Below are 12534 nucleotides of genomic sequence, written 5' to 3'. Positions count from 1 at the left end.
CAGTTGGCCGGCCGATTGAAAGATCAAGATGTTGAGGTCGCTTCGGCCGCAGCCGTCGCTTTGGGCCACGTAGGAAACGACGCGGCCATCAAGGCTCTTCGTCCCGCTCTCGCCAGCAGCGTGGGCCCAGTCCGCAGTGCCGTCGCCGAGGGATCGATCCTTTGCGCAGAGCGGTTGTCCCGCGACGGCAAAAACAAAGAAGCCGCCGAGATTTATGACGAGGTCCGCAAAGCCGACGTACCGAAACCACGAGTTCTGGAAGCCACGCGCGGCGCAATTCTGGCCCGTGGCTCGGACGGCATCCCGCTCTTGATCGAGCAACTCAAGTCTGCGGACAAGGCAATGTTCCAGATTGCCCTCGGTGCGGCCCGCGACCTTCCCGGCCGTGATGTGGCGAACGCTCTGGTCGCTGAAATCGCGCAGGCCTCGCCCGATCGCGCGCCGTTGCTGTTGTACGTATTGGCAGACCGCGGTGATGCTGCCGTTCTGCCCGCCGTGCTGAGTTCGGCCCAAAAGGGCGACAAGCAAGTGCGCATCGCGGCGTTGGGAGTGGTTGGTCGCTTGGGCGACATGTCGAGCGTATCGCCGCTATTGAAGATCGCCGCGGAGGACGACGCTGACGTAGCGCAATCGGCCAAAGAGGCAGTAGCCGCACTGTCCGACAAAAACGTGGATGCGGATATCACCGCGCGGCTGGCCAAAGCCGAAGGAAAACCACTGGCAGTGCTGATCGAACTGGTCGGCCAACGGCGCATCAACGACACAGGTGCGTTGGTCAAGGCGCTCGATAGTTCCGACGCGTCGGTGCGTAGCGCCGCGCTGACTGCATTGGGTGCGACCATCAGTCAGAAAGAGCTCGCCGTGTTGGTTTCGCAAGTCCTGACTCCTAAGAACGCGGATGACGCGCCGACGGCGCAACGCGCGCTGCGCGAAGCATGCCTGCGGATGCCGGACCGCGAGGGCTGTGCCGCCGTATTGGCCGAAGCAATCACCCGCGCACCCGTCGCGACGAAGTCGAACCTTATCGAGATCCTGGGTGCCATGGGGGGACCGCAGGCCCTGGCCACGATCGGCGCCGCGATGAAGAGCAACGATCCCCAGCTGCAAGATGCCGGCAGCCGCGTGTTGGGTGAATGGATGAACGTCGACGCCGGGCCCGTCCTTTTGGAGCTGGCCAAGACGGCGCCCGAAGACAAGTACAAGGTCCGCGCGCTACGTGGTTACATCCGCCTGGCGCGGCAATTCGCCATGCCTGACGCGCAACGTGCCGCGATGTGCCAAAACGCGCTGTCCGCGGCCGGCCGCCCCGATGAGCAGAAATTAGTACTGGCCGTACTCGAGCGTTATCCCAATGAAGAGTCGTTCAAGGTCGCGGCCAAAGCGACGCAGGTTCCCGCGCTAAGCGAGGATGCCGGCCGGACCACGCTCGTCATTGCCCAAAAGATCGGCGGCGATGGTAGCCGCCTCAAGCAACTGCTCGCCAAGACAGGCTTGGATCCCGTAAAGGTCAGCATCGTCAAGGCGGAATACGGAGCCGGGAGCTCGCAGAAGGACGTCACCGCATCGCTGCAAAAGTGCGTCGATGGTCTGCCGCTCATTGCCTTGCCGTCGCCAGGATACAACGAGAGCTTCGGCGGCGACCCCGCGCCGGGCACCGTGAAGATCCTCAAGGTTCAATACCAGATCAACGGCAAACAGGGCGACGTATCGTTCCCAGAAAATGCCCTGATCATGCTTCCCATGCCCAAGTAACGCGCGCCGTGGCAGGGCAACGACAAAACGCGTTGCCTTCCCACAGTGGCTCGTGGGGGCCTGATATCGTCGGGCTACCTAGTAACGATTGCGCCCTCGGCAGTTTGCCACGTCGGATGCCAGCCTGGGCCATGTCGTTGCGTGCGTTGAGTTGCTTGCGGCCGAAGGTTGGCGAGAACCGAAGCCAGCCACCGGCCGCGACGGCATCAAATGGTTGAATGGCCGCCGTTGGGCAACTACAATGCGGCGGCTGGAACCATCGCGCTTTCCCACCGGCCCCACCCACCTTGGCCATGCCGCGAGTCCTTCTTGTCTGCTTATTCGTCTGGTGCATGCCGGCCACGCTTTTGGCTTGGCAGGTCGATGAGTCCGTACACTTCGAGACCCATGTTCGTCCGATTTTGAAGGCGCACTGCTGGCGCTGTCACGGTGAGGACGACGATCTCAAGGGCGCGCTCGACACGCGCACCGCGCGGTTGCTACTGCAAGGGGGCGACTCGGGCGCAGCAATCGTGGCGGGGGATCATGGCAAAAGTCTGCTGTACGCGCGCGTGTTGGCCGGCGAGATGCCCCCCGACGCCAAGCAGATCATCCCAGCCCAATTGGATATCCTGGCGCGCTGGATCGACGCCGGCGCGAAGACATTGCGAGAAGAGCCAACCACGCTGGCCGCTGGTGATACGTTTACTGTCGAAGAGCGGGCCCATTGGTCGTTTCAGCCGATCCGACGGCCGCCCTTTCCTACGTTGCAAAATCCGCAACTTGCGAGAACCTCAATCGATGCGTTTCTGCTAGCGCGCTTGGAAGCGAAGGGAGAAAGTTTTGGTCCGCAGGCCGATCGGTCGACGTTGCTGCGGCGTCTGTCATTCGATCTCACCGGCTTGCCGCCAACGCCCCAGGCTGTGGAAGAATTCCTGGCCGATGCGAGTCCCTATGCCTACGAACGCCTGGTCGACCGGCTGCTGGCCGCGCCGCAATTTGGCGAACGCTGGGCGCGCCACTGGCTGGACGTGGTTGGCTACGCCGACAGCAACGGCTACACCGAGCAAGATGCCGAGCGCAAATGGGCGTACAAGTATCGGGACTATGTGATTCGCGCATTCAACGCCGACAAGCCGTGGGATCAGTTCTTGATCGAGCAACTGGCCGGCGACGAATTATTGACGCCCCCCTATGCGAACCTGACCGCGCAGCAAGCCGACACGCTGATCGCCACCGGCATGCTGCGGATGGGACCGGACGGAACCGGCGACGGCGCCGCGGATCAGAATCTGGCGCGCAATGAAGTGCTGGCCGACACGATCAAGATCGTATCGACTTCGCTATTAGGGCTTACTGTCGGCTGTGCCCAGTGCCACGCCCATCGTTACGATCCGATTTCGCATGCCGATTATCATCGCGTGCGGGCGTTGTTCGAGCCGGCCTACGACTGGCAAAACTGGCGCGTGCCCGAGACGCGCCTCGTATCGCTTTGGACGGAAGAGATTCGCCAGCAAGCCACCGCCGCCGAAGCTGAGTTGAACGAGGTCACGCGCGAGCGCAACGAAGCACTCGACAAAATTGTCGGCGAGACGCTTGAGCACGAGTTCGCAAAACTGCCCGAGGCCATTCAGCCGCTGGCCCGCGCGACCCGCGCCACACCCGATAAAGAGCGAACCGCCGAGCAGCAACAACTGATCAAGGACTACCCGTTTCTGAATGTTGACCGTGGGACGGTTTACCTCTACGTGGCAGATCGTTTGACTGAATTCAACAAAAAGTGGGACGAGCGGACCGAAGCCACGCGTAAGAAACGTCCCGCAGACGATTACGTGCTCTGCTTGACGGAAGTGCCAGGCCAGGTTCCCGTGACGAAACTATTCGCGCGCGGCGACTTCAATCAACCGCGGCAGGAAGTCGCGCCTGGCGAGTTGGCCGTCTTGAACTCGAACGGCTTCGCGATCGCGGCCGACCCAACGCGCCCCACCAGCGGCCGTCGCCTGGCGTATGCCCGTCACTTGACCGATGGGCGGCACCCGCTGGTAGCCCGGGTGCTGGTCAACCGTTTCTGGCTGCACTTGTTCGGCCGGGGATTGGTGGCGACGTCTGGCGACTTTGGCACATTGGGAGAGCCCTCCTCGCATCCCGAGCTGCTCGACTGGTTGGCGGACGATTTCATGCAAGGGGGCTGGAAGCTGAAGCCCTTTGTGCGGGCGATCGTCACGTCGGCCGTCTATCGACAATCTTCTGAGCGGCGAGCTTTGCTCGACGCGCTCGATCCCGACAACCGACTGCTGGGGCGCATGAGCGTACGGCGCCTGGAAGCCGAGAGCATTCGCGACTCGCTTCTGACCATCAACGGTCGACTGTCCAGCAAGATGTTTGGTCCGGCCGTCCCGGTCACGCCCGACGAAGCCGGGCAGTTCGTGGTCGGCGTCGACACGCGAGATTCCGCCGGACGCCCCTCGGGCAAGGTCGTTCCGTTGGGCGAAGATGAATTCCGCCGCACGATCTATGTTCAGGTGCGCCGGTCGCGCCCGCTGGGCATGCTCGAACCGTTCGACGCGCCCCTGATGAAGCCCAATTGCGAGCAGCGTACCTCGTCGACCGTGGCGCCGCAATCGCTGCTGATGATGAATAGCGCGTTCGTCGTCGAACAGAGCGAGGCCATGGCAGAGCGCATTGAACGCGAAGCGGGAGCGGACCCTGCGGCACAATTCCAGCGTGCCTGGCTGCTGGCCTATTCACGTCCGCCTACTGAAGACGCCACGCGCGCGGGTATATCCTTCCTGACAGAACAGACCGCATTAATCAGCCAGGCGGCCTCTGCAGCACCGGCGGATCCAAAAAAACCACCCGCGCCGCCGGCGCGCATCGCCTTGGCGCAGCTCTGCCACGCACTGCTCAGCTCCAACGAATTTCTGTACGTAGATTGAGGGCCATCGAATGTCCCATTTCACACGCCGACATTTCGTTAAGCAGCAAGCTTTTGGGCTGGGCGGCATGGCCATCTCTTGGCTGCTCGGCCAGGACGCATTGCGCGCGTCGCCGGCAAAACCCACGTTGGAGCCGGTGACCTTCGACCTCAAGCCCCGCGCGCCTGTGCATGCGCCGCAAGCGAAGGCCATGATCTCGATGTTCATGCAAGGCGGTCCGAGCCATATCGATCTGTTCGACCCCAAGCCGGAGCTGACCAGGCGGCACCTGCAGAATTTCACGGGCGATATCAAGTACGACAATGTCGCCGAAGCCAGCACCAAGCTGTTCGGCAGTCCTTGGAAATTCTCGAAGCACGGCCAATGCGGCATGGAGCTCAGCGAACTATTGCCCCATTTGGGTCGAGTGGTCGATGATATCTGCCTCATTCGCTCGATGCATACCGATGTCAACAACCACGGGCAATCGATCGCGGCACTCAACTCCGGACAAATCGCGGCGGGGCGCCCCGCACTGGGTTCGTGGATCACCTACGCGCTGGGATCCGAATGTCAGGACTTGCCCGCTTTCGTCGTTTTGACCGACCCGGGCGGACTCCCTGTGCTGGGGGTCGACAACTGGCAAAACGGCTGGCTGCCGTCATTGTATCAAGGGACCGTGGTCCGCCCTACGGAGCCGCGGTTTTTGAATCTTGATCCGCCACCGCAATTGCGCGGCCCGGCGCAAAAACGCTTTCTCAGTTACCTCGAAGATCTCAATCGCGAGCATTTGACCCGGCATCCACGCGAACAAGATCTGGCGGCGCGGATTCAGAGTTACGAACTCGCGGCGCGCATGCAGGGGGCCGCCAAGGAAGCTTTGGACATTGCGGCGGAAAGTGCCGAGACACACAAGCTATATGGCATCGATGTGCCGGAAACAAAAGAGTACGGCACGCGCTGCCTGATCGCCCGACGACTGGTCGAACGCGGCGTGCGCTTCGTGCAACTTCACACGGCCGACCAGGCGTGGGACCACCACGGCGGCATTGAGAAAGGTCTGCCGACGGTCTGTCGTCGCACCGATCAACCCGCGGCCGCTCTGGTGCAAGATCTGAAGCAGCGCGGACTGTTGGACACCACGCTCGTGCATTGGGGAGGCGAGATGGGCCGACTGCCGGTCGTGGAAAACGAGAAGAACATCGGCCGAGATCACAACACTTATGGCTTCAGTATGTGGTTGGCCGGCGGTGGCGTAAAAGGTGGGACGGTTCACGGCGAAACCGACGAACTCGGCCACAAAGCCGTCAAGGACACGGTCAGCCATCATGACTATCATGCCACGCTGTTGCACCTGTTCGGCCTGGAGCAAAAGCAAGTGGCTTTCTCGCGCCCTAACGGCGTCGGCGCCCTGATCGATGGCTCGGAAGGGCAAGTCGTGTGGAAGATTTTGCAACGCGGACCGCGATCGTCATCGGACGTCTGAACCGCGGGCAAGGCATCGAACTCTTCCCGCAACGGGAAAGACGTTTACCACTTGGTCGTCGGTCTTCGGCACTCAGCCATCGGTCAATCGCCTGCGACTTTCCGCATGACCGTCGTTGGTTAAGATAGCGGGATGAATCTCATCGTGACGGGCGCGCTGTTCGCCGTGACGGCGGTTGCCGAAATACTCGGCTGCTACCTGCCGTATCTGTGGCTCCACAAAGGCAAGTCGCCCTGGCTGCTTGTGCCCGCGGCCCTGAGCCTGGCGGTTTTTTCCTGGTTGCTCACGCTTCATCCGGCTGCCGCCGGCAGAATTTACGCTGCGTATGGCGGTGTTTACGTGACTGTGGCCATTCTCTGGTTGTGGACGATCGACGGTATCCGGCCCACGCGCTGGGACATCTTGGGCGTCGGTCTTTGTCTCGCCGGAATGGTGGTGATCGCAATCGCCGGTCAGGCACCGTCGTAAGCGGCCTCACTGCATTTAACCGCAAGCCCAGGTCGGCCGTCTTTGTGGGCGATTGTTGCGGCGGGCCTGCTCGTTCCGTTCTTATATCGGTTCGTCCTGGTCGTGACTGGCCGAGCGTGCAGCCAGCGGAGAGGCCGGCCTGATACGCGCGGATGCTGAACCATTTGGGTCGGTGAGGGATCGAATCCACATCTCGAGTTCAGCTGGTTTGGCGAGTTCCGTTATTCTTACGCCCAGCAGGTAAGAGGCCGCGATGGAAGCATAGAGCGTCGTAAACACGCAAAGGACAAGAAGGCTAAACAGCGGACTGCTCTGCGACCACATCGACTGCTGAGGGGTCATAGCAAGAGTATTCAAGAAGCTTTTAGACAGCATCCCAAAGCACCAATAGCACGGCGCGACGACGGCAGCGATCCACTGCGCAATACCCTCGACCGGTTGGATCCCTCCGGCGAGTATGACCTGCGGGATGATGGCCAGCGGCACCGCGGTCGCAGCCACTTCTGTGTCGGATGAAATGGCCGATATCGCCAGCCCCAGAGATACGCCACAAGCCCCCGTTACAAACAGTCCGATTCCATAGGCAATGAGACTTCCGTCGAGACCCGTCCCGCGTTTCACGATCAATAGCAGCAGCAGAGACTGCGCAGCTGTGAACAATGCGAGCAACAGAAACTTGGACATCAAGTATCCCATCGCGTCCAAGCCCGCGTTGCGCTCCTTCTCGAACAGCGATCGCTCTTTGACGATGTCTTTCGCCGCATTGTTGCATCCAAACCAGAAAGCGCTGATGCCAAGCAGGAACAGCACTTGTGGTCCGTGCCGCAGCTGCGTATCTGGCTTTAATGTGCCAAACACGACGACGATCAGAAACGACACCAGAATCGGCTGCACGACAGCCACCAACAGTGCCCGACGGTCGCTTAGCTGGAGCGCAATATTGCGTCTGGCGGTTGTGCGCGCGTGCCTGACGCAAACGCCCACTTTTTGCAATGGGGTTACGACGTCGCGGCGGATTTCCGGGCGGCCTGCGAGATTCGAGCGCTTTTCCGCAGCGGCTGCCATGTCTGCAAACCGTTGTGTGTGTACGAACGCCGCCGCCCACTCGGGCCCTGATTTATCTTTAAGTCGTTGATAAAGTTGTCCTAGATCCACGATCGAGAAGTACTGCAACGTCTCGTGCGGTGTGCCTACAAATGCAAGATGGCCTCCATTGGCCATCACCACGATTGCATGGGCGCACTCCGGGACATTGCCTAAGTTGTGCGTGATGCAGACGATCGTCTTTCCATCATCCGCCAGCTTGCGCAGCATGCGCATAATCTCTTTGTCGCTGTTTTCATCCAGGCCGGATGTCGCCTCGTCAATGAACAACAAGCTCGGCTTGGATAGCAACTCGTTGGCCAGACTGGCACGTTTGACTTGCCCGCCGCTATAGGTAACGATCGGCGCATTCGCCTTATCAGCCATTTCCACTTGGCTGATGGCCATATCGACGAGTTCAGTTTTTTCGACGGCTGTGATGTCAGGCGGCAATCGCAGGTCGGCCGTAAAGGACAAGGCTGTCTTTAGCGACAGTCGCTCGTGCAGCAAATCTTTTTGCGGTACGATCGCCATCCGTTTTTTCAGGGCATCGAAGTTCACATAAAGGTGCTGCTCGTTCAGCAATACATCTCCGCTGGTGGCCAGCGACCGTCCGCTCAAGGCGTTCATCAGCGTAGATTTGCCAGAGCCACTGGGGCCAAGCAGGATAACGAACTCGCCGGGAACGATTTCCAATGTGACATCGTTCAGTATTCGGACCGATGCGCCATTCTCAGACGACAGTACGTCTTTCGAGAGGTTGATGCACACCAGGTGCGCGTGCTGCCCCTTGGAAATTGTTCGCAGCGACGCCCCGTTTAGTTGAAAGACGTAGGGGCCCGCGGTGATCGTATCGCCGTCGGAAATGGTCATCGACTCGCTGGGTGGTATTCGCGTGGCGTTAACAAAGGTGCCGCTGTCGGCGCCGAGGTCACGGACGGTAATCACATCGTCATTTCGCAAAACCTCGAAGTGACGCACAGCGACCGTTGGGTGGGGGATGAGCCAGTCGCAGTATTTGGAAGATCGCCCGAACACGAGCTTATCGCGCAGGGTGATTTGCTCTGACTCATCAATCGATCGATTGGCTTCCGTAATCGCGTCGGCCATCAACCGCTTTGCTTCGCCAACAGCCGAACCAAAGAGTTCCCGCCCTCGCTTCAGATTGGCTGCTTGCAGTTCCAAGAACTCTTTGCCGCGCTGCAGACTTTCGCCGCGCGGGGCGTGATGGCGATCTTCCAGTTCGTTCGGTATCGGCCTTTCCTCGCTCGGGCTTGTCGGGAGCTCCTCCGTCTCCCACGGCAGGGGCGGGAATGACTTCACCGGTTCAGGGGCGGGAAAAAGTCCCTGTACCCTGCCGGCGCGGGCAGGCTTTGCTAGTCCCTCACGCCACAGGCGATCGTCCGGCAGCAATTCCCCATTCTGGGCCAGCTCGCGAAGCTGCTGCGCGGTGAATGGGCCGAGGCGTTCACTTTCGTTCTTGAAAATAAACCATTTGCTGGACATCAAGATTCTGCCCTGTGTGGATATGCACAGCGGTGCGCACGCATCTAAGACCGACCACTCGTCTGAGAGGTTACCCTGCGGCCGATCCAGCCGCCCGTCGACGAGTATAACAACGCGCGCTCGGCGCCGCCTCTAAGTGCCCCACGCGGTCGCCCTGCTTTGGCATTTCGTTCGATCCTCCTTCAAGCCCTTGGCATCTACTTTGCCAAAAGCTCGGCGACTTCTTTCTCGACATCCAGGGCGTGAGCGCCGGCCATGGTTGCAATCGTGCCGTCGGGCGCCACGATGATGATCACCGGAACGACGGTAACGCCGATGGCCTTCAGCTCGTCGACATCAACTGCCAGGTTCTCTGTACGGTGCCATTTCTGCTGCTTGACCACGTCGGCCGCTTTGGAGAGTTCGGAATCGACCGTTACGGTTATCAGTTCCACCTTGCCGGCCCATTGAGGATGGTCGGCCGATATTTTCTGCAGCTTCGTCACCGGTGCATAGCACGTCGGACACCAAGAGGCCCAAAAATCGAGCACGATGACCTTGCCGCGATAGTCGGCAGGGCGCTTCTTCGCCGAACCGTCTAACAACGATAGTGGCAAGTCCGGAATCGGCTTGCCGATGAAGGCCTTGTACGTCGCCTCGAAAGCGCCGGTAATCTCCAACGCCTTGCGCTCGACCGTAACTTTGATGGCCTTATCGTCATTGGGGGGCATCAACGTCAGGATGACCTTTGTGCCGACCGGACCACGAATAAGGCTGGCCGCGTCGCCGACGCTCTTTCCATCAAGTGATACGCTCTCTCCGTCGGCCTCGACGGCCACGAGTCGCGAACCTTCCTTGATCAGGCCCGATTCTTCGGCCGATGACTTCGCAATAATCTTCCCCACAAAGAGCTGCCCCTCCTCCGCCATCAACGCGATGCCAACTCCCGAGAGAACCGGGTAGCTCTTGGCTTCGACTTCTTGCGCACATGCGGCATTCAGCAGCGAACTGACGGCGAGTATTGCCGTCGTACCGGCGACGAATAGTTGATTCAACATCTTGCCCCCGCCTATAGTCGGCTTTCTCGTGATTGGTTTGCCGGCGCCTGTGCGACGGCAGGCTCATTTTGATGCTACTCCCTCCAGACCACAACGGATTATGCCGGTTGCCGGTCAACGCTTGGTATCGTGTGCCCCGGATCCTGGCGACCGGCGGCCGCGACAACCCCTTCGCAATCAGGCATGCAGAGCGGTCGCAAAGAGGATGCTGGTGAAGGCATTGCCAAGCTGTTTTGCGAACTCCCGATTGACGAATTCCTCAGCACTGTGATTGACATATTCCCATTCGGGAATATAATTCGACCATGTCCCGCGCCTCGGCCACGACTGACGTGTTCACAGCCATCGCCGAACCGCGGCGGCGGCAGATCATTGAGTTGCTCTCCCGGCGCCGCAGCGTGGCCGTGGGGGCAATCGTCGCGGCGCTGGGGATGCCGCAACCGGCCATTTCCAAGCACCTGAGCGTGTTGCGCGACGTCGGCCTGGTGAACGTGTGTAAACAGGGACAGCACCGCGTCTATGCAGTCAACTACGCGCAATTGCGGCCTGTCTACGACTGGATCAAGGCCTTCGAGCGACATTGGGAACGGCAGCTGGACCGCATTCGCGAGCGGGCCGAGCGCCGGGCTGCAGAGTTTACAAAGTCGACCGCGTCAAAAAACTCCAAGAAAGGTATCTCATGACAACCGACGTTCATGCCCAACAGGCGATCGAAACCATCGAGATTCAAAAGACGATCGACATCGCCGCGCCGATCGAAATCGCCTTCGAGGCCATGCTCGAAGAGCTTGGTCCCGAGGCGCAAATGATGGATGGCACCTCGATGCCTTTCAAGCTGGAAGCCTGGCCCGGTGGGCGCTGGTTTCGCGACTTGGGAAACAACGCCGGACATTTGTGGGGGCACGTGCAAGTGATCAAGCCGCCCACTTTGCTGGAAATCTGGGGTCCGATCATGATGTCGTATCCGGCGATCAATCATGTTCAATACCGCTTTGCCGCCCAAGGGAGCGGAACGCGATTGTCGTTCGTCCATCGCGGCATGGGAATGATTTTGGACGATCATCGCAACGGCATGCCGAAGGGATGGGATCATTGGACACAGCGCATTCGCCAGCGGGCCGAACGCACCTCTTCTCATCACAAGAAATAGCAACGGGCGACATTACCAATTCATTACAACGTGCAGGAGTTCTTCCTCATGAACGCCACCACCGCAACAGAAAGTCACAAAGTCGTCTCGAAAAGCGAATGGCTGCGCGCGCGCAGCCAATTCTTGGCCAAGGAAAAGGAGCTGACACACCTGGGCGATGAGCTGGCCCGCCAGCGCCGCGAGCTTCCCTGGACCCTGGTCGAAAAGGAATATGTCTTCACAGGTCCGCGCGGCAAAATGAGCCTCGCCGACCTGTTCGCAGGCCGAAGCCAGCTCGCCACGTATCACTTCATGTTTGGTCCCGATTGGGAAGAGGGCTGCCCTGGCTGCTCGTACGTGATGGATCACATGGCCGGCGCGATCGAGCATTTGCAGGCGCGGGACGTGTCGCTGGTGCTCGTCTCGCGCGCGCCACTCGAGAAGCTCGAGGCGTTCAAAAAGCGCATGGGCTGGCGATTTACCTGGGTCTCATCCGGTGATTGCGATTTTAATCGCGACTTTGGTGTGCTGTTCACCAAGGAAGAAGTCGACCGGGGCGCGAACGCCTACAATTTCGCCACGATTCCGCCTCACGGTGAGGAGAATCCCGGGCTGAGTTGCTTCTACAAAGATGCAGGTGGCGCCGTATATCACACCTTCTCGGGGTATGGCCGCGGGCTGGAGGCGATGCTCGGAACCTATGCGATTCTTGACCGGGCTCCCAAAGGGCGCGACGAGGAGAGCCTGCCTGCGCCCATGTCCTGGGTGCGTCATCACGACAAGTATGAAGCGACTTCAGCAGGCGCCGGATCATGCTGCCACGAAAAGTAAGAAGCGCATGCTGCCGCGGCTGCGCTCCCCAACCGTCGCCCCCGGCGCGGCGCGGATGGGAGCTGGCCGCTGGGGCGTTCTCGCTGGGCATCTGGGCGTTCATGCCGAAGTGCCCCCTGTGCCTGGCGGCCTACGTGGCGCTTTGGACTGGCCTGGGCTTGTCGCTCGCGGCGGCAACGTATCTCCGCTGGGCGTTACTGTTAGTTAGTGTGTCATTCGGCGCGTTGGTTCCAGCCAGGGATCGGCAGGTTGTGACCAGCGGGTTGTGATGTTGAATAATCGCTTTGTTCGTTAGGTTTCGCAAGCGGCGGTGGCATTTTCTGCCGACTGCTTTCCCTTCTTTTTCGC

The 12534-nt window shown here is 60.2% G+C and carries 9 protein-coding genes; 7 read left to right on the top strand and 2 right to left on the bottom strand.

Features of this window, described 5'->3' with window-relative positions:
- From VGG64_06455 to VGG64_06440, 4 genes are all read left to right on the top strand, one after another.
- A partial coding sequence (locus VGG64_06455; protein HEY1599225.1) for a PBS lyase occupies nucleotides 1-1752 on the top strand: 1752 nt, incomplete at its 5' end.
- A 293-nt stretch (nucleotides 1753-2045) separates the two neighbouring features.
- On the top strand, nucleotides 2046-4667 hold the full coding sequence (locus VGG64_06450; protein HEY1599224.1) for a PSD1 and planctomycete cytochrome C domain-containing protein: 2622 nt from the start codon (nucleotides 2046-2048) through the stop codon (nucleotides 4665-4667).
- Between the two features lie 10 nt (nucleotides 4668-4677).
- A complete protein-coding gene (locus tag VGG64_06445) occupies nucleotides 4678-6132 on the top strand; it encodes a DUF1501 domain-containing protein (protein ID HEY1599223.1) in 1455 nt (484 codons plus the stop codon).
- A 132-nt stretch (nucleotides 6133-6264) separates the two neighbouring features.
- The gene (locus tag VGG64_06440) at nucleotides 6265-6600 is read left to right on the top strand and encodes a YnfA family protein (GenBank protein ID HEY1599222.1); all 336 of its coding nucleotides are present in this window, start codon (nucleotides 6265-6267) and stop codon (nucleotides 6598-6600) included.
- An 81-nt stretch (nucleotides 6601-6681) separates the two neighbouring features.
- Here the strand turns inward: VGG64_06440 and VGG64_06435 are convergent, their stop codons facing one another.
- Complete coding sequence (locus tag VGG64_06435) at nucleotides 6682-9189, bottom strand: ATP-binding cassette domain-containing protein (GenBank protein HEY1599221.1); 2508 nt, start codon at nucleotides 9187-9189, stop codon at nucleotides 6682-6684.
- 197 nt (nucleotides 9190-9386) lie between these two features.
- The gene (locus VGG64_06430; protein ID HEY1599220.1) at nucleotides 9387-10226 is read right to left on the bottom strand and encodes a thioredoxin-like domain-containing protein; all 840 of its coding nucleotides are present in this window, start codon (nucleotides 10224-10226) and stop codon (nucleotides 9387-9389) included.
- A gap of 305 nt (nucleotides 10227-10531) precedes the next feature.
- On the opposite strand from VGG64_06430, the gene VGG64_06425 reads away from it, so the two are divergent.
- From VGG64_06425 to VGG64_06415, 3 genes are read left to right on the top strand one after another with little or no spacing between them, the layout of a single operon-like run.
- The gene (locus VGG64_06425; GenBank protein HEY1599219.1) at nucleotides 10532-10909 is read left to right on the top strand and encodes a metalloregulator ArsR/SmtB family transcription factor; all 378 of its coding nucleotides are present in this window, start codon (nucleotides 10532-10534) and stop codon (nucleotides 10907-10909) included.
- Nucleotides 10906-11376, top strand: a complete 471-nt coding sequence (locus VGG64_06420) for an SRPBCC domain-containing protein (GenBank protein ID HEY1599218.1) — start codon at nucleotides 10906-10908, stop codon at nucleotides 11374-11376. Before VGG64_06425 ends, VGG64_06420 begins: the two co-directional genes overlap by 4 nt.
- Nucleotides 11377-11424: 48 nt before the next feature.
- Nucleotides 11425-12186, top strand: coding sequence for a thioredoxin family protein (locus tag VGG64_06415; protein HEY1599217.1), 762 nt, complete (start codon nucleotides 11425-11427; stop codon nucleotides 12184-12186).
- Nucleotides 12187-12534: the final 348 nt, after the last annotated feature.

Source organism: Pirellulales bacterium (assembly GCA_036490175.1).
In the GTDB taxonomy this organism is placed as follows: Bacteria; Planctomycetota; Planctomycetia; order Pirellulales; family JACPPG01; genus JACPPG01.
Note: the sequence above shows the minus strand (reverse complement) of the source record. Positions and strands in the feature narration are given on the sequence as shown.

Excerpts from the sequence above, each read along its gene's own strand:
- VGG64_06450 (HEY1599224.1), top strand. The coding sequence starts at position 2,046 with ATGCCGCGAGTCCTTCTTGTCTGCTTATTCGTCTGGTGCATGCCGGCC.
- VGG64_06445 (HEY1599223.1), top strand. The coding sequence starts at position 4,678 with ATGTCCCATTTCACACGCCGACATTTCGTTAAGCAGCAAGCTTTTGGG.
- VGG64_06440 (HEY1599222.1), top strand. The coding sequence starts at position 6,265 with ATGAATCTCATCGTGACGGGCGCGCTGTTCGCCGTGACGGCGGTTGCC.
- VGG64_06435 (HEY1599221.1), bottom strand. The coding sequence starts at position 9,189 with ATGTCCAGCAAATGGTTTATTTTCAAGAACGAAAGTGAACGCCTCGGC.
- VGG64_06430 (HEY1599220.1), bottom strand. The coding sequence starts at position 10,226 with ATGTTGAATCAACTATTCGTCGCCGGTACGACGGCAATACTCGCCGTC.
- VGG64_06425 (HEY1599219.1), top strand. The coding sequence starts at position 10,532 with ATGTCCCGCGCCTCGGCCACGACTGACGTGTTCACAGCCATCGCCGAA.
- VGG64_06420 (HEY1599218.1), top strand. The coding sequence starts at position 10,906 with ATGACAACCGACGTTCATGCCCAACAGGCGATCGAAACCATCGAGATT.
- VGG64_06415 (HEY1599217.1), top strand. The coding sequence starts at position 11,425 with ATGAACGCCACCACCGCAACAGAAAGTCACAAAGTCGTCTCGAAAAGC.